The 23,263-nt window shown below is 62.2% G+C and carries 25 protein-coding genes; 13 read left to right on the top strand and 12 right to left on the bottom strand.

Annotation, left to right across the window (positions count from 1 at the left end):
- Positions 1–19: 19 nt before the first annotated feature.
- Positions 20–1,135: a zinc metalloprotease HtpX gene (htpX, locus tag ACAM_RS03495; RefSeq protein WP_062662808.1), complete on the top strand. Its 1,116-nt coding sequence runs from the start codon at positions 20–22 to the stop codon at positions 1,133–1,135.
- Positions 1,136–1,144: 9 nt separating this feature from the next.
- Here the strand turns inward: htpX and ACAM_RS03490 are convergent, their stop codons facing one another.
- Complete coding sequence (locus ACAM_RS03490; RefSeq protein ID WP_022541423.1) at positions 1,145–1,894, bottom strand: nitroreductase family protein; 750 nt, start codon at positions 1,892–1,894, stop codon at positions 1,145–1,147.
- A 281-nt stretch (positions 1,895–2,175) separates the two neighbouring features.
- Here ACAM_RS03490 and ACAM_RS03485 point away from each other — a divergent pair, with 281 nt between their 5' ends.
- Both ACAM_RS03485 and ACAM_RS03480 read left to right on the top strand, forming a co-directional pair.
- A complete protein-coding gene (locus ACAM_RS03485) occupies positions 2,176–3,321 on the top strand; it encodes an NAD(P)/FAD-dependent oxidoreductase (RefSeq protein ID WP_022541422.1) in 1,146 nt (381 codons plus the stop codon).
- A 17-nt stretch (positions 3,322–3,338) separates the two neighbouring features.
- Complete coding sequence (locus tag ACAM_RS03480; RefSeq protein WP_022541421.1) at positions 3,339–3,773, top strand: helical membrane plugin domain-containing protein; 435 nt, start codon at positions 3,339–3,341, stop codon at positions 3,771–3,773.
- 40 nt (positions 3,774–3,813) lie between these two features.
- On the opposite strand, the gene ACAM_RS03475 is transcribed toward ACAM_RS03480, so the two are convergent.
- The 3 genes from ACAM_RS03475 to cdd all read right to left on the bottom strand — a co-directional run bounded on the left by ACAM_RS03475 (position 3,814) and on the right by cdd (position 5,465).
- Complete coding sequence (locus tag ACAM_RS03475; RefSeq protein WP_022541420.1) at positions 3,814–4,314, bottom strand: COG2426 family protein; 501 nt, start codon at positions 4,312–4,314, stop codon at positions 3,814–3,816.
- A 7-nt stretch (positions 4,315–4,321) separates the two neighbouring features.
- Complete coding sequence (locus tag ACAM_RS03470) at positions 4,322–4,990, bottom strand: hypothetical protein (RefSeq protein WP_022541419.1); 669 nt, start codon at positions 4,988–4,990, stop codon at positions 4,322–4,324.
- A 70-nt stretch (positions 4,991–5,060) separates the two neighbouring features.
- Complete coding sequence (cdd, locus tag ACAM_RS03465; protein ID WP_022541418.1) at positions 5,061–5,465, bottom strand: cytidine deaminase; 405 nt, start codon at positions 5,463–5,465, stop codon at positions 5,061–5,063.
- A gap of 148 nt (positions 5,466–5,613) precedes the next feature.
- Between cdd and ACAM_RS03460 the strand changes: the two genes are divergently transcribed.
- Both ACAM_RS03460 and ACAM_RS03455 read left to right on the top strand, forming a co-directional pair.
- Positions 5,614–6,753: an AAA family ATPase gene (locus ACAM_RS03460; RefSeq protein WP_022541417.1), complete on the top strand. Its 1,140-nt coding sequence runs from the start codon at positions 5,614–5,616 to the stop codon at positions 6,751–6,753.
- 37 nt (positions 6,754–6,790) lie between these two features.
- Entirely contained in the window at positions 6,791–8,182 is a 1,392-nt protein-coding gene (locus ACAM_RS03455; protein WP_148706386.1) for a vWA domain-containing protein, read from the top strand.
- On the opposite strand, the gene ACAM_RS03450 is transcribed toward ACAM_RS03455, so the two are convergent.
- Genes ACAM_RS03450 through ACAM_RS03440 form a run of 3 tightly spaced genes read right to left on the bottom strand, consistent with a single transcriptional unit; the run spans position 8,179 to position 10,464 of the window.
- Positions 8,179–8,850 carry an ABC transporter permease gene (locus tag ACAM_RS03450; RefSeq protein WP_022541415.1) on the bottom strand — a complete coding sequence of 224 codons (672 nt, stop codon included), beginning with the start codon at positions 8,848–8,850 and terminating at the stop codon, positions 8,179–8,181. The two genes, ACAM_RS03455 and ACAM_RS03450, sit on opposite strands and share 4 nt — an antisense overlap.
- A 6-nt stretch (positions 8,851–8,856) precedes the next feature.
- Positions 8,857–9,492 (bottom strand): ABC transporter ATP-binding protein, encoded by a 636-nt coding sequence (locus tag ACAM_RS03445; RefSeq protein ID WP_022541414.1) that lies wholly within the window; start codon positions 9,490–9,492, stop codon positions 8,857–8,859.
- Positions 9,493–9,552: 60 nt separating this feature from the next.
- Positions 9,553–10,464, bottom strand: a complete 912-nt coding sequence (locus ACAM_RS03440) for a dihydrodipicolinate synthase family protein (RefSeq protein WP_022541413.1) — start codon at positions 10,462–10,464, stop codon at positions 9,553–9,555.
- Between the two features lie 106 nt (positions 10,465–10,570).
- Here ACAM_RS03440 and leuS point away from each other — a divergent pair, with 106 nt between their 5' ends.
- From leuS to ACAM_RS08405, 3 genes are all read left to right on the top strand, one after another.
- Positions 10,571–13,483 carry a leucine--tRNA ligase gene (gene leuS, locus ACAM_RS03435; RefSeq protein WP_232502308.1) on the top strand — a complete coding sequence of 971 codons (2,913 nt, stop codon included), beginning with the start codon at positions 10,571–10,573 and terminating at the stop codon, positions 13,481–13,483.
- Between the two features lie 5 nt (positions 13,484–13,488).
- Entirely contained in the window at positions 13,489–14,364 is an 876-nt protein-coding gene (locus ACAM_RS03430) for a TatD family hydrolase (protein WP_022541411.1), read from the top strand.
- Positions 14,365–14,519: 155 nt separating this feature from the next.
- Positions 14,520–15,014 (top strand): archaellin/type IV pilin N-terminal domain-containing protein, encoded by a 495-nt coding sequence (locus ACAM_RS08405; RefSeq protein WP_022541410.1) that lies wholly within the window; start codon positions 14,520–14,522, stop codon positions 15,012–15,014.
- Positions 15,015–15,163: 149 nt separating this feature from the next.
- Here the strand turns inward: ACAM_RS08405 and ACAM_RS03420 are convergent, their stop codons facing one another.
- Complete coding sequence (locus ACAM_RS03420) at positions 15,164–15,946, bottom strand: protein-L-isoaspartate(D-aspartate) O-methyltransferase (RefSeq protein ID WP_022541409.1); 783 nt, start codon at positions 15,944–15,946, stop codon at positions 15,164–15,166.
- A gap of 102 nt (positions 15,947–16,048) precedes the next feature.
- Between ACAM_RS03420 and ACAM_RS03415 the strand changes: the two genes are divergently transcribed.
- A complete protein-coding gene (locus ACAM_RS03415; RefSeq protein WP_158318590.1) occupies positions 16,049–16,588 on the top strand; it encodes a DUF371 domain-containing protein in 540 nt (179 codons plus the stop codon).
- A 34-nt stretch (positions 16,589–16,622) separates the two neighbouring features.
- Here the strand turns inward: ACAM_RS03415 and ACAM_RS03410 are convergent, their stop codons facing one another.
- Positions 16,623–16,895, bottom strand: a complete 273-nt coding sequence (locus ACAM_RS03410; protein ID WP_022541407.1) for an RPA12/RPB9/RPC11 RNA polymerase family protein — start codon at positions 16,893–16,895, stop codon at positions 16,623–16,625.
- 76 nt (positions 16,896–16,971) lie between these two features.
- A complete protein-coding gene (locus tag ACAM_RS03405; RefSeq protein WP_022541406.1) occupies positions 16,972–17,880 on the bottom strand; it encodes a pyruvate-formate lyase-activating enzyme in 909 nt (302 codons plus the stop codon).
- A 91-nt stretch (positions 17,881–17,971) separates the two neighbouring features.
- Between ACAM_RS03405 and ACAM_RS03400 the strand changes: the two genes are divergently transcribed.
- Genes ACAM_RS03400 through ACAM_RS03390 form a run of 3 tightly spaced genes read left to right on the top strand, consistent with a single transcriptional unit; the run spans position 17,972 to position 20,979 of the window.
- A complete protein-coding gene (locus ACAM_RS03400) occupies positions 17,972–19,561 on the top strand; it encodes a M28 family peptidase (protein ID WP_022541405.1) in 1,590 nt (529 codons plus the stop codon).
- 42 nt (positions 19,562–19,603) lie between these two features.
- Positions 19,604–20,761: a glycosyltransferase 87 family protein gene (locus tag ACAM_RS03395; RefSeq protein WP_158318589.1), complete on the top strand. Its 1,158-nt coding sequence runs from the start codon at positions 19,604–19,606 to the stop codon at positions 20,759–20,761.
- Positions 20,762–20,787: 26 nt separating this feature from the next.
- Positions 20,788–20,979, top strand: coding sequence for a hypothetical protein (locus ACAM_RS03390; protein ID WP_022541403.1), 192 nt, complete (start codon positions 20,788–20,790; stop codon positions 20,977–20,979).
- On the opposite strand, the gene ACAM_RS03385 is transcribed toward ACAM_RS03390, so the two are convergent.
- Positions 20,932–22,230: an RNA-guided endonuclease InsQ/TnpB family protein gene (locus ACAM_RS03385; protein ID WP_022541402.1), complete on the bottom strand. Its 1,299-nt coding sequence runs from the start codon at positions 22,228–22,230 to the stop codon at positions 20,932–20,934. The two genes, ACAM_RS03390 and ACAM_RS03385, sit on opposite strands and share 48 nt — an antisense overlap.
- Positions 22,223–22,861, bottom strand: coding sequence for an IS607 family transposase (locus tag ACAM_RS03380; protein WP_062662910.1), 639 nt, complete (start codon positions 22,859–22,861; stop codon positions 22,223–22,225). The genes ACAM_RS03385 and ACAM_RS03380 overlap by 8 nt, the downstream gene beginning before the upstream one ends.
- 69 nt (positions 22,862–22,930) lie before the next feature.
- On the opposite strand from ACAM_RS03380, the gene ACAM_RS03375 reads away from it, so the two are divergent.
- On the top strand, positions 22,931–23,251 hold the full coding sequence (locus ACAM_RS03375; RefSeq protein ID WP_022541400.1) for an LEA/WHy family protein: 321 nt from the start codon (positions 22,931–22,933) through the stop codon (positions 23,249–23,251).
- The last annotated feature ends 12 nt before the right edge of the window (positions 23,252–23,263 follow it).

Genomic DNA, 23,263 nt, shown 5'->3' with positions numbered 1-23,263 from the left:
ATAGGCTGGGTTAGATCGGGTGAGGGAGTGGCGGATGCTGGAGTTCATATTCGCCTGGTGGTGGCTGGGCCTGGTAGAGTCGCTGATACTAGCCGGGGTCATAGCCCTTGTAGCCCTCAACGCCCACAGGATAGTGGGGGACGCGCCCCAGAGCCTAACAGCCCTGAAGGCAAGCATGGGGCTCACAGTCCTCGCCCTCATAGGCGGCTACATCGTCGTGCTAGGCGTTGCGGCCTGGGCCCTAGACGCCTTCACAGGCCTCTCGGGCACCGGGGTAGCTATCATGCTATCCCTCCTCGCCCTCGGCATGGTGCTGGTGCAGTGGCTCTTCTCACCCTACATCATAAACATGGTGTACAGGACCCGGGAGCCGTTGCCGGGCGAGGAGTGGCTTGTGGCTGAGGTGGAGCAGCTCGCCAGGAGGAGCGGGCTGAAGCCGCCTAAGGTTGTGGTGAGCGAGATGAGCATGCCCAACGCCTTCGCCTACGGGAGCCCCATAGCCGGCAGCTACGTCGCCGTAACCCGCGGCCTCCTCAGGCTCCTGCCCAGGGACGAGGTTAGGGCTGTGCTGGCCCACGAGGTTGGACACCTGAAGCACCGGGACGTTACAGTCATACTCGCCCTAAGCCTCATACCCGTGGCCGCCTTCCTCATAGGCAGGGCGCTTGTCTGGGCCGGCATACTGGGCGGGGGAGGAGGCGAGAGGCGGGGCAACCCCATGGCCCTGGTTGCGGTGGGCGCGGCACTCCTAGCCGCGGGCATGGTCTTCCAGCTGATAGTGGCCCACTTCAACAGGCTGAGGGAGTACTATGCCGACGCCCACAGCGCCCTGGTTACGGGGAGCCCCAGGAGCCTCCAGAGGGCCCTGGCTAGGATCCACGCCGCCTACGAGCACAACCCCTACCTGGTGGAGGAGGCTAGGAGCAACGAGATGGCCAGCATGCTCTTCATAGTCGCCCCCCTAACCAGCCTGGCGGCCTCGACCCTGGTTGACGTGGACTACCTTGTCGAGAGGCTGAAGGAGCAGGAGGCGAACCCCCTGGTGGAGCTGTTCAGCACCCACCCGCCCGTCTCGAAGAGGCTGAGGTTCCTGGACAGGCTGGCCATGAGGATCGGGGGTATAGAGAGCTACTAGCCGCCGCGGCTACACCTCGAACCCCCGCCGCCTCAGCAGCCTCCACATCTCCTCGCTCCTGGTCTCGAAGTAGCCGCCGACGGCGACGTAGCGCTTCAGTATCCTGAGCCAGTCCCTCCTCCTGCTGTAGGAGGCCATGGCCTCGTAGGCCCTAGCCAGGTCCTCACTACTGTACCTCCTGTACCTGTCGGTGTGGAACAGCAGGTCCGCCGGTAGCCTGGGCCTGAGCGGCGGATCCTCAGCGGGGTAGCCTATGGTGAGGCCGAAGAGGGGGTAGGTCTTCTCGGGGAGGTCTAGGAGGTCTATGATGAGCTCTGCGGCGTTCTGGACCCCGCCTATGAAGCAGGTCCCGTAGCCGAGGGCCTCAGCCATCACCGCCATGTTCTCCGCCGCCAGCCCCGCGTCTATGGCTGAGAACACGAGGAGAGCCCTGTCAACCCTGCCCAGCTCCTCGCCCCGGTGCTCGAGCAGCCTCTTGAGCCTGTAGAAGTCAGCCAGGAACACGAAGAACTCGCCAGCCTCATACACGTGCTCCTGCCCTATCGCCGTGGCCAGCCTCCTCCTCACACCATCATCAACAACCCTGACAGCGCTCCAGAGGTGGAGGGTCGCGTCTGTAGGGGCCCTCCTAGCAGCCTCCATGAGGAGGTTTACATGCTCCTCCGGCAGAGGCTTCTTAACATACTTCCTTATAGACCTGTGCCTGGAGAATACCTCGTAGACAACCCTAGCCGCCTCAGCAACGCCCGCAGTCTCCATAAGCCCACCTTCAAATGTTAAACAGTTGGGAGCAGAGAAGGCTTAATATAAAGCCGGGCGGCTAGGGGACCAGCATACACCTATTGGTCTAAATGTTTTAGATTATTGTGCTACATGTTTCCTTGTATCCTCCCCCTAATAACCTGTTTTGGGTATTTCAAATCTAATTAGTATATTTTTAGTATATTCAAAATGTTATAGTGTAGTTAAAGGCGCGAGGCCTAGGTTAATAACAACCCCAACATATATAATGGTAATGGAGGCCCCGAGGTGTAGGCGTCTTGAAGAGGATACTCGTCCTAGGCGGGGGGCCCGGAGGCCTGGTCGCCGCCTACAACCTGGCCAAGCTGCTGAGGGGGAAGGCTGAGATTACGCTGGTGGACAAGACGGGATACCACCTCTTCCCCCCCAGCCTCCTCTGGGTGATGGTTGGGCAGAGGGAGCCCGAGGATATTATGAGGCCCTTGTCCAGGCTTGAGAAGCACGGGGTAAAGATTGTTACCGCCAGCGTGGAGTCGATAGACCCGGACAACAACAAGGTCGCCACCTCAGGCGGTGAGTTCGAGTACGACTTCCTCGTGGTGAGCCTAGGCAGCATACCCCGGCCGGAGCTCATGAAGACGGACGACACAGTCTGCAGCCCCTGGACGGTGGAGGGGGCTCTAGACTGTAGGAGGAAGCTGGCGGGCTTCAAGAGCGGCAGGGTTGTTGTGGGTGCTTGGAGCTGGCCGTACAAGTGCCCGCCCGCCCCCTTCGAGGCGGCGTTCCTAGTCAAATACCTCGTAGAGCAGAGGGGAGGCGACGCCCAGGTCACGGTGGTCCACTTCTGGAAGAAGCCTATGGAGCCCTTCGGCCCCACGATGGCCGAGGCCTTCCAGAGCTTCCTAGACATGTATGGAGTGGGCTTCAAAGGCGGTGTGGAGCCGGTTGAGGCCAGGGAGGGCAGGCTGGTCGCGGGCAGCGGGGAGGAGATAGAGTACGACCTAGCCGTCTTCGCCCCTCCCCACGAGCCGCCCAAGCCGGTGGCCGAGTCGCCCCTGGGCGACGAGAGCCTCGGAGGGTATATGAGGGTTGACAAGAGGACCCTGAGGAGCCCCAGGTACGGCAACGTCTTCGGCGTGGGAGACATTATCGCCCCCAGCCTGGGCCTCGGCATGGCGGGAATATTCGCCCACTTCCAGGCTGAGTACGTGGCGAGCCAGATAGCCGACGAGATACTGGGGACCTACATGGGTGAGCACTACAACATGAGCGGCGTCTGTGTTATGGACCTCGGCTACGCGGGGGCAGCCGTGTACTGCGACTTCTCTAAGAAGGTTATGGGTGAGGCGGATTATCCTGACTGCGTCATACTCGGGGGTATGAGGGCTTTCAGGCCGCTTAAATACGCCTTCGAGAGGTACTGGCTTGAGAAGTGGTTCGCATAGTATGGGGGTGATGGTGTATGGAGCATGGAGCCCAGGTCGGGGATGAGAAGATCCTCAAACTGCTTGAGCTTGTCGAGGAGAACTACGATGCCCTAGCCACGGCGATAGAGCTGGTCGCTGCGCTGAAGAAGTCGGGAACCCTCGACGCCCTCCTACAGCTAGCGGAGATGGGGGACGAGATATTCAACTCCCTAGCCAGGCCAGAGGTCATGAAGATGATCGGAAACCTCATGATGATGGGCTACATACTCTCCCAGATAGACCAGCCCCTCCTCATGAAGGCGGCGGAGAAGATGCCCCTCTGCATGAACACAGCCCTACAGGAGGCAGCCTCAACAGAGAAGGGCATGGGTATAAGGGAGCTGCTGAAAACCATGACAAGCCCCGAGATGGCCGCCCTCCTAAAGGCGCTCGTCGCGGGCGTGGGCTGCGCGAGAGGCAAGAAAGCCTAGAGCCCAGCCGGAGGAGACACCACCCAACACACCCCTCTTTTTACCAGGTTGAAACTATTGAAACCCCTCCTCCAACCAAAGCAGTTATAGCCAGGCTCAGGTAGCCCCCGGCCAGCAGGCTCGCCAGGAGCCTTGGGTCTCTTATCCCCAGCAGTGCCGCCGCCAGGGCGCCGCTGTACATGCCAGTGGCGGGTAGCGGTATGGCTATGAAGAGTATTAGCCCCGCCCAGCCATACCTCTCAACATAACCCCCCGCACGGCGGGCCGCCGAGGACCTGAGGGCTAGGTAGAGGCACCCCGGGTTGGCCCGGCTGCCCCTCCTGCGGCAGAGGGCCTCCATAAGCCCGTCCACCGTGCCTATCGCGGTGTAGAGCAGGAGGGCTAGCACAAGGACGCCGGCCGCTGAGAGGGCTAGGGTCTCCGGCAGGCCTAGGCCCAGGCCTAGGCCTATAAGCAGGGCGTACCTCGGCTCCAGGCCCGGGGTTAGGGAGGCGAGGGCCACCGCCGCCACCGGGTTCTCGGGAAGCAGCTCGGGTATCAAAAGGAGCCTACACCCCCCTCTCAAGCCTCCTCAGCATCCTGTAGAACTTCCTGCGGGTGTAGGAGCTGTAGGCGGCTGCGGCGAAGCCTAGGACGGCGGAGTAGAGGGCCATGAGGGTGCTGTACATGTCTATGACTGGCCTGTAGGCTGTGGCCAGGGCTAGGGAGGCCCCTGTTGAGACGGCGAGGAGGTATAGGGAGTAGTGGGTTGAGGCTGCCAGGAGGGAGGCGAGGGCGAAGGAGGCGAGTGCCAGGGTGGTGACGGCCGCGGGGGTTGAGGGGGCCTGGAGGCCCTCCACGCCTATGTACGCCGCGGCGGCGAGGAATATGATGGAGGCGAGCACCCTGGCCGCGGTGCCGGTAGCGAGGGAGTACTCTCCAGCCAGGCCAGCGGGGAGGAGGCTCTCGGATATGCTCCTCACCCTCTCTATAGCTCCCCCCTTGTCCCCCTCCTCAACACTCCTCAGGACCTCGAGCAGCCTGGGGGAGAGCCAGAAGGGCTTGGATAGGCCGTGCCTAGAGGCCAGCTCGTATATCCTCTCCACCCTCCTCGCAAGCTCCTCCACAGCCTGGGCAACAACCCTCCAGCTGCTATCCCCCTCCTCAGCCGCCCTCCTCCGGGCTATCTGCACCGCCTTGTAGAGGGGGGCCCTAGGGTCTAGGGGCGCCCTGCTCAACCCTCATCCACACCCACTAGATGTTGGGCCGCGGGGGTGCTTAAACACAGAGGCCACCCAGGGTGCAGCCTCAGCCCCGCCCCTCCCCCAGCCTGAAGGCCATCGGAAGCAGCTGGGAGAGCCTTGCGTACCTCACCCTCCCAGAGCGGGATACCATGTAGACCGGGGGGTCTCCCCTGGCGTGCTCGCTCAGCACCTGGAGGCAGGCGCCGCAGGGTGGCACGGGCTCGTCGCTGTCGGCCGCGTAGACCACAATCTCCTCCACACCCGCCGACCCCTCGGAGACAGCCTTGAACACCGCCGTCCTCTCGGCGCAGACTGTGAGGCCGTAGCTAGAATTCTCCACGTTGCAGCCACCGTAGACCCGGCCGTCCGAGGTCTTCACAGCGGCCCCAACCCTGAAGCGGGAGTAGGGGGCGTAGGCCCTGGCCGAGTACTCGACAGCAACCCCCACGAGGTCCTCAGGCGGCTCCACAGCCCTCCACCAAGCCTCTATATAACTGTTTACGGGCCTGTTTGTTTGTAAGAAAGCGTTTAAAGAGGCCCCGCCTATGGGTTTAATGTGGGTGTGAAACTCCAGGGTGGTCCCTGAAGGGGGTTCTATGGGAAGGGGTTCCAGTGCTATGGACTTTAGGACGGCCTCAGGCCTCGCCCGAAAGTTCCTCCAGGAGCTTGAGAAGCCATTCGTGGGCAGGCATGAGCAGGCGCTCATGCTGACCCTAGCCCTGGTAAGCGGCGAGCACGTGGTCATGATAGGGGAGCCTGGCACCGCCAAGAGCGCCCTCGCCAGGAGGGCTGCGGAGCTGCTGAACGCAAGGTTCTTCAAGTACCTTCTAACCAGGTTCACCGAGCCCAGCGAGCTCTTCGGCCCCCTGGACCTCAGGTCTCTGAGGGAGGGGAGGTACGTTAGGATAACCCGGGGGAAGCTGCCGGAGGCTGAGATCGCGTTTCTCGACGAGGTTTTCAACGCGAACAGCGCCGTGCTGAACACCCTCCTCAGCCTCATGCAGGAGAGGATAGTGTACGACGGGTACAGCGAGATCAGGGTGCCGATATGGAGTATAATAGGGGCGAGCAACAGGGTTCCCGAGGAGCCGGAGCTCGAGGCCCTCTACGACAGGTTCGTCTACAGGGACTACGTCAAGCCGCTGGACCAGGACCACTGGGACAAGCTGCTAGACGCGGCCTGGAGCCTCGAGAAGGGGGAGTACGAGGCGGCCAAGCCCATAATGAGCATGGAGGAGCTTAAGGAGATAAACAAGCATGTGATGAGCGTCGACGTCTCCCCGGTGAAGCCGAGCCTGATAAGGCTCTTCGTCCTGCTGGAGGAGAAGGGCCTCCACGTGACCGACAGGAGGAAGGGCAAGATCCTGAAGGCCGTCGCGGCCCACGCCCTCCTCAACGGGAGGTCCAGCGCCGAGGAGAGCGACCTCATAGTGCTCAAGTACACGGTCCCCAAGGACCCGGAGGACTTCGACAAGATCAACATCATACTGATGGAGGAGCTTAAGACGAAGGACAGGGTCCTCAGGGAGCTCGAGGAGATAAGGAAGAACGTCGAGAACGCCCAGTCAGTGATAACCAGGATGCAGAGCTTCGACCCAAGGCTCACCGACTACTTCAGAAGCCTCAAAGCCACGAGAAACAGGGTGGCGCACCTTGTCAAGGACCTCGACGACCCCGAGGTGCAGAGGATGGCGGACGAGATAATTATAGCGGTGGACCTCCTCCTCGAGGAGATAATGGCCAAGCTCAACATGTAAACCCCCAGAGCCCCGGGGGGTTGGGGTGGCTGGCTTCTTGACCGAGGATAGGTCTGGAGAGGGGTCTGACGCTGGGAGGGAGAGGAGGAGCCTGATAAAGGGAGTGGGGGTTATAGACGATCTCAAGCTTTACAGGGGCCAGAAGATACTGTCCACCGCGAGGAAGCTCAACATCTCGGGGATCCCCGATATAATATCCCCCGAGCTCGCGGTGGACGTCTTCTACACCTTCTACTACCCCGTCCCCGCGCTGGAGGAGCAGCCGCCTCTGGAGTGGGGTGAGGAGGCGGTCTTCAGGAGGAGGGTTCTAGAGAGCCTTCTCATGAGCCCCAACCTCTGGAGGGCCAAGCCATACACCACCGCGGACAGCCTGACGAGCGTTGTGGCGGCGGCTAGCTTTGTGGAGAGGCTTGCCAGGCTCCTCTCGAGGCTGCAGAGGCCCCAGAGGGGGAGGAGTAGGGATAGGGAGGAGAAGGAGGGGGAGAACCAGGGTGGCCAGGGCGAGGGGGAGCCTGGGGGTGAGTTTGAGGAGGAGAAGCTGAGGGAGATGGTGGAGAAGGCTCTGGAGTCTGTGGAGAAGGATGCCAGGGCGGCTAAGAACGTGAAGCAGCTCCTCTCTATGATGGGGGCGGGGGATACTAGTGTTCTAGCGTTCGACGAGAACATAGAGTTCATACTCAGGATAGCCCGGGAGACCGACGTCAGCAGGGTGCTGGAGAACGTCCAGGGTATAAGGGAGATAATGAAGAGGAGGAGCAGGAGGGAGACTAGGAGCCCCAAGGGCTGGTTCGACGGGCTGGAGTATGGGAGCGACCTGGAGAGGATACACTACTCCCAGCTAATACTCCCGGACGAGTACTTCTGGGCGAGCTACTCCAGCTCGAAGCTCCTCCTCTACAGGAAGGTCCTCGACTCGAGCAGGGGGCCGATATACGTGCTCCTGGACAAGAGCGGGAGCATGGTGGGGGCAAAGATAGACTGGGCTAGGGCTGTGGCGGTAGCCCTCTTCAGGAGGAGCCTCGCCGAGAACCGGAGGTTCTCAGCCCGTTTCTTCGACAGCGTAACCTACCCGGCGATACACCTGAGGCCGAGGAGCAAGCCGAGGGACTTCCTGGAGCTGGTCAAGTACCTGGCCGCCGTCAAGGCCGGGGGTGGCACTGACATAACGGCGGCGATAAAGACTGCGGCGGACGACATCCTCAGGACGCCCCGTGGGGAGCAGAGGATAAGCGATATAGTGTTGATAACGGACGGGGAGGACAGGCTAAACATAGACGTCGTCGAGGACAGCCTGAAGAGGTCGGACGCCAGGCTCCACACCGTCGTCATACAGGGCCACAACCCCTACCTCAAGAGGATAAGCTACAGGTACATGAGCGTGAGGAGGCTGGAGGGGAGGGAGGCGGTCAAGGTGGTCGACTTCGACTAGGAGAGCTGGCGGGAGAGGCTGTAGCCCACCAGGGTGAAGAGGAGGGCCGCCGCCGCGAGAGCTGCCCACCACCCCCCCGGAGGCTCGAGCCCGGCCCCAAGGTCGGCGAGGGGCCTGGAGGCCACCCTCATGTAGGGGGCCGAGACGACAGCCAGTACCGTGGGAGTCAGGAGGGCCTGGTTCCTGCTGTAGGAGAGCATAGCCGAAGAGAGGCTGGCAACGCCCCCCAGCAGGAGGGAGGAGAGGAGTATCCACCCCCCCAGCATGAGGTAGCCCCAGAGGGGTATCGGGGGGGAGGCGAGCACGGCGTACACCGGGAGGAACGCCAGGGTCGTCAGGAATATGGAGGCCGCGGAGTAGAGGGTCTTCGCCAGATAGACCAGCCCAGGGTCGACGGGCGAGGTCCTCAGTGCCTCAAGAGTACCCCACTCGGCCTCCCTGATGTAGGATGTGTAGGCGGTGAACACGGCCTGGAAGAGGGCTAGCGCCGCCAGCATAGGCGGCAGGCTGAACCCTGGCTCCAGCAGGCTACTATGCTCCAAAGCCCCAGCCGCCACAGCCATGGCAAGGGTGAAGAGGGCCTGAGTAGCCAGGAGCACCGGGTTCCTGGCGGCCAGGAGCAGCTCCTTCCTCACCAGCCAGAGGAAAGCCCTAGACAGCTGGGCCACCCCCCTCTAGGAGGCCTCCGCCAGAACCCCCTCCTCGAGCGTGTAAACCCTGTGGGCTAGCCCCAGGTAGCGGGGGTCGGGGAGCGGTGTCGTCATGAGGAGTGCCAGGCCCTCCCCCAGGGCTAGCCTGAGGAGCCTGGAGAGGGCCTCCGAGGCCCCCTGGTCGAGGCCCGTGAAAGGCTCGTCCAGGAGGAGGAGGCTGGGGAAGCCTAGGAGGGCCCTAACCATGTCGAGCCTCCTACGCCATCCGAAGCTGAGCTGTGACGCCAGGCTGCCGCTATACCTCTCCAGCCCCATGAGCCTCCAGGCCTCCGCCGCTAGGGGCGACCTATCGAGCCCCGAGCCGTGGAGGGCGGAGAAGAACTCGATGTTCTCCCTGACAGTTAGATCCCCGTAGACCATGGGGGTGTGGCCCACATACCCCACGCACCCCCGGGGCCCCCGGGGGCAGCGCCACCACACCCTGCCGCGGGAGGGCTCCATCAGCCCGGCCGCCAGCCGCAGCATTGTCGTCTTCCCCGAGCCGTTCGCCCCGGACACAACCACCGCCTCCCCGGGCTCCAGGGCCAGGGTAACCCCCCGCAGCACCCAGCGGCCGCCGAGCATCTTCCAAACCCCTTCAAGCCTTAGCAGGGCTGCCAACGCCGGGGCCCTCCTAAGCAGCCTACCACGCGGGGCTGGAGGTGACTGCTGGGGGAGGCTCTAGCATTCCAGGCCTGGGAGCAGATATTCCCTGTAGCCTGTGCAGAGGGCGTTGGCCGCTGCGTTAGCCTCGGGCTGGGTCAGCGGTTTGAGCGGCCTCCTAACCTCGCCTGTCACGGGAGCGCCTAGCACGTGCAACACCGCCTTCAAGACGGAGGGGAGGCTCCTCTTCCCGAGTATCCTGGAGAGCTTGAGGACCTTGGCCTGGAGCCCCGCCACCCTCTCCACAGGCCCCTTCTCCAGGCTATCCGCGAGCTCTACCGCCAGCCTGGGGGCTACGTTGGAGTAGGCGTCAACCACGCCGTCTCCGCCGGAGAGGGATGTGTGGACGAGCATCTCCAGCCCCCCGGCGAGGACCTCGAACCCGGGGTTCCTCTCCTTAACGGCGGCCAGGCCCGCTATGTAGGCGGCGTCGGTGACCGTAGCCTTTATCCCGTCGACAACACCCGCCTCCACAAGGGCCTCAACCTGGTCTAGGGCTAGGGTGTAGCCCATCCTCTCGGGGAATATGTAGATGTATGTTGGCAGCCCCCCGGCCCTCCTCTTGATCTCGCCGTAGAACTCCCTCAGGAAGTCTGTCGAGGGCTTGAAGTAGATTGGGGGCACGGCCATCACCGCGTGGGCCCCGTGGCCCGCGGCCTCCTCCGCCAGCCTGTAGGACTCCTCAGGCCTGTACCCCGAGACGCCCGCCACTAGCCTGAGCCCCGCTATGGCGCTTGAGGCTACTGCGAAGAACGCCTCAGCCCTCTCGTGGGGGTCGAGGAGGTACCACTCGCCCGTGGTGCCCGGGACGAAGACACCGTCAACCCCGCTCTCCGAGAGTCTGGAGGCGAGCCAGGAGGCGGCGGCCTTGTCGACGGAGCCGCCTCGGAGGGGGGTTACCATGGGGACTATAACCTTGGGTTTAGCCAAAACATCGCACCGAGAAACTATAGTGGACGCCGGGGGATTTATCCGGCGGAGGCCTAAGGGATAACTACCCGGCAGCACCACTATCACCAGGGCCGGGTGCAGGGTTTTGGAGATAAGGCCCAGGGCGCCTAGGGAGGCTGTGGAGAGGCTCAAGGCTGTGGAGGAGAAGTGGCAGGAGAGGTGGCGCGAGGCCAGGCTGTTCGAGGCCGACCCCCAGCCGGGGAAGAGGAAGTTCTTCATAACCTTCCCCTACCCCTACGTCAACGCCTACCCCCACCTGGGGAGCGCGTTCACCATCCTCAGGGTAGACATCATGGCCAGGTACAAGAGGATGAGGGGCTACAACGTCCTCTTCCCCCAGGGGTGGCACGCCACCGGAGGCCCAATAGTGAGCTCCGCCCTCAGGGTTAGGGAGGGCGACCCCAGGATAATCAAGGCGCTGAGGGACATGGGCATACCCGAGGAGGATATACCGAGGTTCAGGGACCCCAGGTACTGGGTCGAGTTCTTCACGAAAGCCTGGAGGAGGGACCTGGAGAGGTATGGGATGAGCATAGACTGGAGGAGGGAGTTCTACACCACCAGCCTCAACCCCGCCTACTCCAGGTTCATAGAGTGGCAGTACCTGAAGCTGAGGGAGAAGGGGTTTGTGGGGAAGGGCCGCCACCCGGTGGTGTGGTGCCCCAAGGAGCAGAAGGTGGTGGGGGACCACGATAGGCCCGACGAGTACGCCGGCATAGGCCCCCAGGAGGCGGTGATCATAAAGTTCAGGGGCAGGGACGGGCTGGTATACCCGGCCCTCACCTACAGGCCCGAAACGGTATTCGGCGTCACCAACCTCTGGGTCCACCCAGACGCCACCTACCTCGTGGCGGAGGTGGACGGGGGGGAGAGGTGGATCATTGGGGAGCAGGGAGCCAGGGAGCTGGCTGACCAGGGCCACAGAGTGGTGATCCTCGAGAGGGTCGAGGGGAGGAGGCTGCTGGGGAGGATAGTGGTCAACCCAGCCGACGGCAGGGAGGTTCCCGTGCTGCCGGCAAGCTTCGTGAGGCCAGACCTGGGCACGGGGGTTGTAATGAGCGTCCCCGCCCACGCTCCCTACGACTACGTCGCCCTCATGGAGCTGAAGAGGAGGCCGGAGACCCTGAGGGAGTACGGTCTGGAGCCGGGGGTTGTGGAGGCCCTGGAGCCTATACAGCTGATAGCCGTCCCCCGGGCTGAGGGGCTCCTGGTGGTTGAGGAGGTTAGGAGGAGGGGTGTGGAGAGCCAGCTGGATAGGGAGAAGCTGGACGAGGCCACCAGGGAGGTTTATGCGAGGGAGTTCTACGAGGGGATAATGCTCGAGACGACGGGCAGGTTCAGCGGGTTGAAGGTGGCCGAGGCTAAGGAGAAGGTTGTGGAGTGGCTGGAGTCCATGGGGGCGGCCCTCAGGATCTACACCCTCCCCCAGGAGGTCTACTGCAGGTGCGGGGCCAGGACGCATGTGAAGATCGTTGAGGACCAGTGGTTCCTCCTCTACAGCAAGCCCGAGTGGAAGGCGCTGGCGAGGGAGGCGGTGGCGAGGATGGAGTTCCTCCCCGGCCACGTGAGGAGGGATTTCGAGGCTAACATAGAGGCGCTGAGGGACTGGGCCTTCACCCACAAGGGCGAGCTCGGCACCCCCCTCCCCTGGGATAGGGAGTGGGTTATAGAGAGCCTCAGCGACTCCACAATATACATGGCCTACTACACCATAGCCAAGTACACCCAGCACCCCGAGAAGTACGGCGTAGAGCCGGAGATGCTGACGCCCGAGGTCTTCGACTACGTCTTCCTAGGCGTGGGCGACCCCGGGGAGGTGTCCAGGAGGAGCGGCATACCCCAGGGGCTGCTGGAGGAGATGAGGAGGGAGTTCCTATACTGGTACCCGCTGGACATGAGGATAAGCGGCAAGGACCTCATACCCAACCACCTAGTCTTCTTCATATTCCACCACACAGCCATATTCCCCAGGGAGCTGTGGCCCAGGGCCATAGGGGTGAACGGCTGGGTCCTGGTAGCGGGGGAGAAGATGAGCAAGTCCAAGGGCAACTTCATCCTCCTAAGGCAGGCCCTAGACTGGTGGGGCGCCGACGCCACCAGGTGGGCCGAGGTCCTCGCGGGCGCCGACTCGGGGCTCGACGACGCGAACTTCGAGCCCAGCGTCGCCGACAGCGCCGTCTCAATCCTAAGCCAGTGGATAGACTTCGTAAGGGAGAACTACGGGAGGGCGGCGAGGAGGGAGGAGAGGTGGATAGACAGGTGGTTCGAGAGCAGGCTAAACTCCACCATAGCCAGGGTCACGAGGCTCATGGAGGAGGCAAACTTCAAGACAGCCCTGGTGGAGGCGTGGTACAAGCTGCAGGAGAGCTACAGGTGGTACCTAAGGAGGGCCGGGGGCGAGCCCAGGGAGGACCTCCTAAGGAGGTTCATAGAGGTCCAGACCCTACTCATAGCCCCCTTCGCACCCCACACCGCAGAGGAGGCCTGGGAGGCCATGGGAAGGGAGGGCTTCGCCTCCACAGCCCCATGGCCGGAGGCGGCGGAGGATAAGATAAGCCCCGAGGCGGAGGCCGCCGAGGAGACGGTGCAGGCCGTGCTCGAGGATGCGAGGGAGGTCCTCAAGCTCCTGGGAGGCGCCGACACACTCGTGGTGACAGTGGCGGCCGAGTGGAAGTACAGGGCTGTCGAGGCCGTCAGGAGGGCGAGGGAGAGGGGCGCCAGCATGAAGGAGGCCCTCAGAGAAGCCTTCAACATAGACGGCGTGGACAAGAGGGAGGCGGCAAGGCTGGTCCAGCAGCTCACAAGGGCGCCCGAGGTCCTCAGGAGAGCAGCCCCCCGCCAGGTGGAGCTGGAGGCCCTCAGGGACGCCGCCCAGCTACTGGAGGCCGAGCTGGGGGTTAGGGTTGTGGTGGAGACTGAGGAGGAGGGCGGGAGCCCCAGGAGGGCCAACGCCCTCCCAGGCAGGCCCGCCCTATACGCGGAGAAGAGGGGTGGCTAGAGGGCTTGTCCACCAGTATCCCCGTGGCTGACGCACACATGCACACAAACCCCGTGAGAGGCCTGGGGGCTAGGGAGGCGGCTAGGAGGTTCAGGAGGGAGGGGGGCTGGTTCGCCGCCCTCCTAACCCTCACAACCTGGAGCTACGGCCTAGCCCCAACAGGGGTGGAGGCCTACAGGAGGATGTACGAGATACACCTCCGGGAGTGCAACGCCGCCCGCGGGGAGGGGCTGAGGGTGGCGTGCTTCGCCGGCGTCCACCCCGCTGAGGTTGACAGGATGATAGACAAGTACCGCCAGCCCCCGGAGAAGGCCCTCGAGACCGCCCTAGGGGCGGTTGAGGTCCTCAGGAGGCTCTGCAGGGAGGGTGCTATAGAGGGTGTGGGTGAGGTGGGGAGGCAGCACTACAAGACCAGCCCCCTCAGGGTGGCTATAGCAATGGCTGTCATGGAGGAGGCTGTGGCAGCCGCCCTGGAGGAGGGCTGCCTGGTGCAGCTCCACCTCGAGAACGAGGGGCCCGCCACCGTGGAGACGGTGGACAGGATACTCCGGAGAGCGGGGGCCACGGGGGCTAGGAGGGGCATGGTTATATTCCACCACGCAACCCTCAGGGTGGCGAGGGAGGCTGTGGCCAGGGGGTACAACGCCACCATACCCGGGGTCCCCAAGCTCCTCGAACACGCCATAGCCAGAGAGCCACCCCATTACCTGGTGGAGAGCGACTACCTCGACGACCCCGCCAGGCCAGGCGCAGTAGTAGAACCCTGGCTCCTAGCCAGGAAGCTAAGGGAAGTAGCCTCCACAAGCCTAGAGGCGGAGGAGTGGGTTAGGAAGGCGAGCATAGACCTCGTGGAGAAAGTCTTCCACACAAGGCCGCCATAAACCCTTAAAAGAACCCCGAGAGCCCTAGGCAACCTTTAATACCAAAAAGCTAAACGCCCACGATCCGATAAAACGGTATTACTATCAAAACCATTTTAACAAGACCAAACACAAAAAACTATCTATAGACACAAAACAGAGTGGTGAGACCCGAGGTGAAGGTTAGGAGGGGTATCTCGCCGGTTATAGCAACAGTCATAATAGTAGCGGTGGCGATAGCCATAAGCATAGCAGTAGCAGGATGGCTCTTCGGACTATGGGGAAGCTTCGCAACAGGAAGCCCACAAATACAAGTATCAGCAGCAAAAATCATTTATGATAAAGGCGCTGACCCAAATAGTACTGCTGACGATCAAATGAAGGTTAGCATATACATAGTTAACACTGGCAGTGGAAGCGACAAGATATTGAGCGTAGGTTTATCCATAAACAACGAGTTTTGTGATATAACCGCTAAGTTTAATAACACTACTATAAATGCTAATTCCAGCGGCTGGTATGACTCAAATGCAATAGCTTTGGGAGGCGCAAGTCCTGATTGCAACTTTACCAGCGTGAACCCAGGCGATACAGCTGTGGTTGTTGTTAGTTTCGAGAAAAGCGGACAGACAAGTGTACCTGTAACGATAACGGAAGGCACAGTGCAATAGTTAAGTCTCCAACATTAATTATTTATATTTAATTTTTGTTTCATACATCATACATCATATTTCATATTACATATTAATTAAGGCTCTGTGGGCTCCTAGTCTTCATCACCCCCTCTCTTTCTTTTGGGGTTCTGTGCCAACCACAGTCGTCATCGCCACCATTGCCAGTATTGTTTCCGCCAGTCTTCTCTGTATCCGTGCTCGCCTATTAGTGGTACGAAGAGGAACTCTATGTCCCTCCACTCCCTCACCCGGCCCTCGGGCGTCTTCTCTATCACCGTGAGGACCTGGAGGTCTGGGGTTCCTATGGGTATCACCATTCTCCCGCCGGATGCTAGCTGTTCCACCAGGGGTTTGGGGGGTTTGGGGGCGGCGGCGGCCACTTTTATCCTCTGGTAGGGGGCGTGCTGTGGGAGGCCCCTGCTCCCGTCGCCCACCACAACCTCCACTACCCCCAGGTAGCCCGCCCTCCCTAGGTTCTCCCTGGCGTACTCAGCCAGCTCGGGTATCCTCTCCACCGCGTACACCCTGCCCCCGGGGGATACGAGCTCCGCCAGGAGGGCGGACTGGTAGCCGCTGCCCGCCCCCACGTCCAGCACCCTATCCCCGGGCCTGGGGTCGAGGAGCTGGAGCATCCTCCCCACCACCCCGGGGGCGCTTATCGTCTGGCCGTGGCCTATGGGGAGGGGCCTGTCCTCATACGCCATCCCCCTGTACTCCGGGGGCACGAAGAGGTGGCGGGGCACCCGGGCCATGGCCTCGAGCACCCGGCTGCTGGTGACCAGCCCGCTCCTCCTCAGCTGCTCCACCATCCTAAGCCTAGCCTCCCTGTAGGGGTCGCCCTCCCTTAACACAGTCCACCTCCGAGACGTCCCGGTTGTTGGAGGGGGTGTGGAGGGTTCTAAAACGGCCCTTGGCACCGGGCTTTTCAACCGTCCACCCGAACTGGAGGCCGCCCGGAGGGGTGGAAACTATAAGGTTTTGGCTCCTAGGGATTGTGTGGAGGCCGCGGGTCCGCCCCTGGGGGGTTGTTGTTGGCTGAGGCTGGGCTTGAGGTTGTGGGTAGGTGGGTGTTCTTCCAGGCCTGGGGGCACCCTAACGTTAGGGCTACCCATAGGACAACGTTCGAGATCACGAGCGACGACTATCTGACCCCCAGGGGCGACTGCATCATAGGGATCAGGAGCAGCGTGACACCCAGGAGCCTCCCCCAGTGGTTTAAGAGCCTGGCTAGGAGCCGCGACTCGATCATAATAGTCGTCCTCTGCTCCGGCGGGGTCTGCGACACCGCCGTCGGCAGGGGCCACCCCGGGCTGAGCTTCGGCGACGGGAGGAGGATGGTGTTTAGGAGGAGCAGCCACGTCGGCCCGGAGACGGTTATGATAGGGAGCTCCAAGGCCGCCACCGACCTGAGGAGGGACCTCGTGGAGGTCCTCAGGCGGGGGGCTGTGCTGAGGGTTGGTATGACTGTGGTGAGGAGGAGCGAGGTGGAGGGCGGGGGGCTGCAGCCCCCCTCCGCGGGCCCCCAATATGATAGCGATGGGAGGGCGGGGGCCCGGGGCGTTCTAAACTAAAGGCATTCTAGTAGCCTCTAGGGGGTCCCCCAGGCTACTCACCGTACTCTCCCAGCTGCTCGAGCACGAGCTCGTAGTACTCCTCCCTCGCCTGCTCTATCTCCTCCTTCTCCCTCTGCCTCTTCTTAACCACGTTCACCGTCTTGGTCGTCAGCACGTGGTCCTTGACCTTCTCCACGCCCTTGTACCTGCTGAGGTCCTCGGGCTTGGCCTCTACTGTGTAGCCGCAGCTGCTGCAGACTAGCAGCCTCTTCTCGCCATCCTTCCTGGGCAGCATGACGCCGCCGCACTTGGGGCAGAACTTCACGGGCCATCACCTCCAAGACTGCTGGTGTCCAACTCCTTAAAGACGGCGAGAGGTTATAAGTTTTCCCCCGGGTGGTTTAGAGGGGCCTCCCCCCGAGGGCCCTGGGGTCTATCCAGTAAACACCCTGTGGAGCCAGCCTCCTGAACCACCCTGGTGTCCCCCTCCTCCATCCCCCCCTCACAGGCACCGGGGCCCCGCAGCGGGGGCACCCTCCGCCCTTGGCGAGCTCCATGGCGTCCAGCAGCCCCTCCCTCCTGGTGGCTACCACTGTGCCGCAGCGGGGGCAACGGGTGTCGAGCCTGCTGTAGGGGGGTGAGTGTATGTACACAGGCCAGTGGAGCCTCTCAAGCTCCCCGGCGAGCCTGGTTAGGGGCCCGCCGCCCCCGTGGTCTAGGGCCACGATGTGGAGGGGCGCCCCGGCTTCTCTCGCCGCCTGGAGGGGGGGTGCTAGGAGCGTCGTCTCCACGGGCCGGGGGGTGTAGACTATTATCTCCACCCACACACCCGCCCCGGCGGCCCTCTCCACGGCCCTGGCCAGGGCGAGGTTCGAGCCCCCGCCCCAGAGGAGATAGGTGTACTCCACAGCCAGAGCCTCAAGGAGGCCCAGCTCCCCGCCGCCCGGCTCCAGGAGGCCCTGGGTCCTCGCCACCAGGGGGAGGCCGAGGCGGGAGGCGCAGGGGGCGTGGAGCCACGACTCCAGCCCGTCGAGCACCACGGCCTCCACACCCCACCTCCCCGCGACCCCCCGGAGCTTGTCTAGCCCCACAGCGTAGGCCGGGAAGCTGCCTGGCCTGGAGATCCACTCGCACACCTCCAAACCCCACTCGAGGCAGCCCCTCGAGACGCCAGCCGGAGGCCTGGGGGCTCCGTGGGGGCCAGTATAGAGCCTTAGAGCAAGCCCCCCGGGCTTGTAGTGGTGGAGGGGGATAGACTCGACCGTCGACACCCCGATGGCTGTGACCGCGAGGCCGCTGCACCCCTCCACGGCGCCGCCTCCACCCGGGCTTGTGGTTTGGCGTCTAAGACTGTTTTATATGAGCCGCCCTCCTCCCCCCATAGGCGGGGGGGTCCCGGGGGTGCCTGTCTGGAGGGGGCTGGCTGGGGAGGCGCTGCGGCTCTACTCCTCTCTGAAGAGCGTGTCGGGCTGGCGGGGGGTGCATGCAGGGTCTTCGAGGCCGGCTGTCGAGGTTGTGAGGGGCTATCTTGAGGATGGCCTGGGGGTCCAGTCTAGGCTTCACGAGTTCTGGGTTGACGCCTGGGTCCTGAGGTCCTCGGGCCTCGAACCCCCCGCCCCCTGGCACTCCGTGGGCCCCTATGTTCTGGGGGGTGATGTTGAGGGTAGGCCTCTGGTGCTTGAGGGGGATCCAAGCCTGGCCCGCAGCTGGAGGGGGGTGGACGCGGGGGGGCGTGTGGTCGTGGCCCGGGCTCCGGGTGTTGTGGACGATCTCAAGGCGGCTGCCCTCCTGGCGGCGGAGGCGGGGGCTGAGGCGCTCCTGGTGGAGTCTAGGGACCCGAGGGTTATAGTGACGGGGGGTGACTGGGGGTATAGCACCAGCGTGGGGAGCCCCACCCCCATACCCGTGGCCACAGTCCCCCTGGGCTACTCGGCCCGCGCCCTGCGGGCGGGGTTTGTGAGGGTTTGGGTGGATGCTTGTGTAGAGAGGAGGAGGGACTACAACCTCGTGGCTGTGGATGGTGGGCGCGGGGGGGTGGTGCTGGCCGGGGCGCACCTGGACCACTGGTACACAGGGTTCACGGACAACATACTGGGTGTGGCCCAGGCCGTAGAGACCGTGAGGAGGCTGAGGGGGAGGGGGCTGGCGGCGGGTGTTGTGGTGTTCGGGGCTGAGGAGCACGGCATGCCCGGTATGGCCTCTTGGTACTGGGGGGCGGGTAGCATGAGCTACGCCCGCCTCCTCCGGGAGAGCGGGGCGGCGGAGGGGGTGGAGGCCTATATAAACTTCGACGTCGCCGGCTACAGGTGCCTGGTGGCGAGCGGGGCCCCCCAGCTGGTGGGCCGCGCCCTGGAGGCGGGTGCCGTGGAGAGGTGCTGCGAGTGCCCAGAGTGCGACAGCATCATGATGGCCTGGGCGGGGATACCCACGCTCTCCCTCCACAGCCTCTGGTGCCCCGGGGTGGAGGAGGTGTACCACACTCCTAGGGACACCCCGGACAGGGTCTCGTGGCCCACCGCCTGGGCTGCTGTTGAGGCAGCCGTGAGGAGCATGGCACAGGGGCCCGAGTGGCCGAGGCTGGCCGCCCACTTCCGCTCAGCCCTCTCAGGGGCGGGGTTGAGGGGGAGGAGGCTGCTCTACATACTCGAGTCTATAGCCAGGAGGGCGGGCTGGGGGCCGCTGTTCAGAGAGGCGTCCAGGAGGCTCCTGAAGGTTGTCCACTACGGCAGCCTCAGGTGGGAGTCCAGGCCCCTGGAGGCCCTCTACATGCCGGAGGCCGCCCTGTTCAAGAGGGTTCTCGAGGACCTCGATAGGGGCAGGCCGCCTCTCGCAGTTGTGGAGGTCGGGAGGGAGGAGAGGATGCTCTACTCCCTCTCCCCCACACCACCCCCCAGAGCCATAAGCCGCAGCATACTCTGGGAGCAGCTGGAGTCCAACCTCTACATGCTGGAGGGGGAGGTTGAGGACCTCAGGAGGAGCCTCGTTCGCTAGCCTGGCATGGGGGGTTGAAGGCGCGTGGTGGAGGGGGCTGCCTTGCGCCAGAGGCTTGCTCGGCTCGCCGCGTGCAACATCCACCTGGCGGCGGCGCTGCTGACGCTGGGCCTTGCCATCGCCCTCCACCACCCGGGGCTGGAGTCGCCGATATACTCCGACATAGTCAGCCTCTACCTAGACAGGATAGCCAGGACCGCCCCCCAGGGGGGCGGGGGCCTCCTCCTGCCCTACAGGGACTTCTACCTAGAGTACCCCCCTCTAGTCGGTCTCCTATGGCTCCTCTCGGCCAACATCCGCCTCCCCGGTCTGGGAGGGCTGGAGAGCCACTACATAATCCAGGCTCTCGCAGCCACGGCCATGGGGCTGCTCTCGGTGGAGGCTGTTAGGAGGCTTGCGGGGGTTGAGAGGGCGTTGGCCGCCGCCCTCCTACCCAGCATGGCCGTCTACTCCGTCTACAACTGGGACCTCCTGGCGGCGGCCCCGATGCTCTGGGGCCTCTACATGTTCACCCGAGGCAGGAGCCTGGCCGCCGGCATACTGCTAGGCCTGGGAGGGGCGGCCAAGCTGCTCCCCCTGCTAGCCGCGGCCGCCCTCCCCGTGGCCGCCGGGAGGCGGGGGCTCTGGGCGGCGGCCGCGGCTTTCGCGGTCACCGCCGCCTCCTTCCTCGCCGCCGAGGCCCTGGCGCCGGGTTATATAGAGGATTTCTACCGCCACCACTCGGGCTGGTATATAGAGGGGAGCTGGCTCCTAGTGTTCGGAGACCCCTTCAGCCCCGGGCTCAGGAGGGCCTCCCAGGTCCTCGCAGCCCTGGCTGTACTAGCCGCGCTGGCCGCCTCTAGGCTGCTCAGGCTCGACCCTATAACAGCAGCGTTCACAACCCTCTCAGCCTACCTGCTAGGCACCTACGTCTACACTCCCCAGATGAACCTCCTCCCAGCACTCCTAGCCCTATCGACACCCCTCTTCACACCAGCACTCTACCCCCTCCTCCTAGCCCAGGACACCGCCACAGCCGCGGTCATACTGACTTGGCACACCACCCCCAACCCCCTAGCACCCCTAGCCCCCCCAACGATAGCCACCTACATAAAAGCCGCCCTCCTCCTAGCCATAGCCGGGGCGATAATCCACAGGGCCTACAGACGCCGGGGCACAAGCCCGGGAGCCCCCCAGGCCAGCCTAAACCCCGGAGAGTAGACCCTATACTGGGGGGTTGCTGGAGGGTGGTTGGGAGGGCCTCGCTGCCCGTGGCTGTCGCCATGCTACTCCTGGCAGTTTTAGCTGGCTCATACGCCACCCTCTACTGGAGCGCCTCCCAGGCACTGGAGGACCTCAGGGTCAGGCTTGTGGACTTCGACCGTTTCACCCTACCGCTTCATTCTGTTTATAGTTGTAGAGTTTTGTATCTGTGGTAGGGTGTTCCACCTCGCCCACACGGGCTTGGGCACCCGCGTGGGCTCATGGGTGGCGGTCGGGCCGAACGGCACGCGGCCCCCATCTAGGGTGGGGCCTGCGGGGCTTGGAGCAGCGCTCCCATCACCCCGCAGGGCTCTAAGGAGGAGGTTCCAGGTGGCTACTACATCACGATGCCACTGCTCCCCGCCCTTCCTACACCTTCCCCCCCTCGAGCCATTACTATAGGCGAGCGGAGCGTTATGTAGCGGGCATAGCCTTGAAGTGTTCTTTGGGTTCACATAGACTACTTGGACGCCATACTCCCTTGCCTTCTCCTCTATTGCTCTCTGAACACCTCTGAAGGATGCTTGGAAAATCCTATGCCTTAACTGCTTGTCCTTTACTTTCCTAATCATATTGTTGGCCGGTCTCTTGCCTAACTCCTCAATGACAATGGCATATTGCTTCTCATAAGCGGTTCTAACAATTATGTTAGCAATCTTCCCCCTAACGTCCTGTTTCTTCTTACGCTCTCTGAGCTTCCTCAAAATCATTCTCTTAATCCTCGACTTCACGCCATAGAGTTCATCATATTTCTGTTGCACCTTCTTCCTACGATAGTAGTAGCCTAGGACTAGCTTCCTCATGCCAGTCTCGAAGAGGATGGCAGCGCCGTCAACCAGAATCGTTACATTATTTTCGTTAACATCAACAGGTAGGTATCCTCTAGTCTTATACTCATCAACTTCTTTAACGAGAGTTAGGTAGACTATAATCCGTCTATTTTTCCTGTCAAGCTTCATCTTAGCCTCGGAAGCCAGCCTCCACCCCCTATTAACGTACCTCCAGTATTGCCTGTGAGGCTCGAGCTCCACCTTAATCCACCCCTTGTGAGTCACTATCCTGATAAAGGTTAAACCGATGGGCTTCCATAGGTGGTCGTCGAGCCATATTACGACGCTTCTAACCTCCGGGTGCTCCCTCCTAGTTAAACCCCGCTTCTTCAGCCTAAGGAAGCTCTTAGCCCTGGTGGAGGCGTCCTGGCAGGTCGTGTAGGCGTAGTGCGAGGGTAGATGCGGGTATAGTTTCCTCATCTCGCGGTACTTTAAAGCTTTAAGCCTAATGAAGCTCCGTATCCCATTCCTGACGGCATGCATTACCAGCTGCTCAACCATGTTGCGGTACATACCTTCAAGCTCGACGAGAGCATTGAATTTTTTCCTCGGTAACGGAGCGCTTCTAACGATAACCGTTCTAGCAACCCTAGCCATCCCTCTCAACCTCCTCTAGGAGCTCCCTGAATCCCTGGACTAGCTTTCTTTTCCTATGACTCCTCATCCCGTAGAGCTTGCCTGCGAATGAGGTAACTATAGCTAACAAATCCTCAACCAGCTCCTGGTAGGCATCCTTGGGCTCCTCGCTATAGATAACCTCTATCCTCACGCCGCACTTCTTGAAGAAGTACTCCAGGTACTCAAAGCCAAACCTCGTAAGCCTGTCCTTGTAGGTAACAACTACTACATCTACTTGCCTATCAGCCACGTATTTGAAGAGCTTCAGCAAACCTCTACGGCTAGTTTTTAGCCCGCTCGCTACATCACTTAGGATATCAACTACCTTGTATCCCTTAGCAGAACAATACTGTGTAAGGTATTGAATCTGCCTCTCCAGGTCACTCCTCTGGTCGTTAGAGCTAACACGTGCATAGATGACAGCCCTAACTTCCCTTTCCTCCACTTTTCCCCCAATTATCCTCTCTACCTCGCTCTCTGGAATCATCCAACGTCCAGTAGGAGTCTGGACAGCACGTATCTTGCCAGAGTAAATCCACCTCTTCAAAGTAACATAATGAATACCCAACCGCCTACTCGCTTCCCTCGGATGTAATAGCCTCTCGCTCAACCGCTACACTCCACTATAGAATGCTACAATATACTATAATTTAAATGTTTCTGCCCCGTTGGAGGGGGTGTGGCGGTTATTATTGAGAATCCTACGAGGTTCGGCTTTAGGGTTGAGAGGGTGGAGGTTAGGGTCTACGCCTCCTCAGGCGGGAGCCTGGAGGAGGTCGCCGTGCTGTACTCGAGATCCCCCGTCCACCTGGAACCCGGGTCGTCGAGGACTGTTTACATGGATGTTAGTGTGAGCGCGTTTAGAATCCTAGCCTCCATCCTGGGTGGCGCGGACTTCACGCTGGAGGTGTGGGTGGAGGCGAAACCCTACCTTGGCCCCCTCCCCCTGCCGGAGGTGCGGGGGGCGAAGAGTATAGCCGGGGGGCGGCCGCCGGGTTAAATCCTCGCGGGC

This window comes from Aeropyrum camini SY1 = JCM 12091 (assembly GCF_000591035.1).
GTDB lineage: Archaea > Thermoproteota > Thermoprotei_A > Sulfolobales > Acidilobaceae > Aeropyrum > Aeropyrum camini.
The sequence above is the reverse complement of the archived record's forward strand: the minus strand, read 5'-3'. Positions and strand labels throughout refer to the sequence as shown.

Coding starts and splice junctions, on each gene's coding strand:
- ACAM_RS03460 (WP_022541417.1), top strand. CDS start 5,614: ATGGACTTTAGGACGGCCTCAGGCCTCGCCCGAAAGTTCCTCCAGGAG.
- ACAM_RS03385 (WP_022541402.1), bottom strand. CDS start 22,230: ATGGCTAGGGTTGCTAGAACGGTTATCGTTAGAAGCGCTCCGTTACCG.
- ACAM_RS03480 (WP_022541421.1), top strand. CDS start 3,339: ATGGAGCATGGAGCCCAGGTCGGGGATGAGAAGATCCTCAAACTGCTT.
- ACAM_RS03490 (WP_022541423.1), bottom strand. CDS start 1,894: ATGGAGACTGCGGGCGTTGCTGAGGCGGCTAGGGTTGTCTACGAGGTA.